Origin of the sequence: Frankia sp. Mgl5, from assembly GCF_023242985.1 — a bacterium.
Lineage (GTDB): Bacteria > Actinomycetota > Actinomycetes > Frankiales > Frankiaceae > Parafrankia > Parafrankia soli.
Map to the genome: position 1 here is coordinate 1 of NZ_JALKFY010000193.1, position 259 is coordinate 259.

Sequence of the window (259 nt, forward strand, 5' to 3'; positions counted from 1 at the left end):
GTTGATAACTACTTCCGCGCAGCCAGTTCATGCGCTCACCCGTCGTTTCTCCGCCAGGAAGGTGTTCGTCGGCTTGATAAAACGTTCCGCTCTGTTTGGTGAAGAGTGCCTGTCCGCCGCTGCCCATAGTGAGATATGCGTTGCCAAGCGTACGCGCTCCCGCCGTGCGAATAGTCAGGGCAGCGTAGTTGCTCTGCTTTACCCACTTATGCACATGTGGATAGGTGCGAAGCTTGGCGAAGTCGGAAAAGGAGAGGCC

At 56.4% G+C, this 259-nt stretch carries 1 pseudogene; it reads right to left on the reverse strand.

Features of this window, described 5'->3' with window-relative positions:
* Nucleotides 1-259, reverse strand: a pseudogene (locus MXD62_RS08960) (hypothetical protein); the annotation flags it as partial.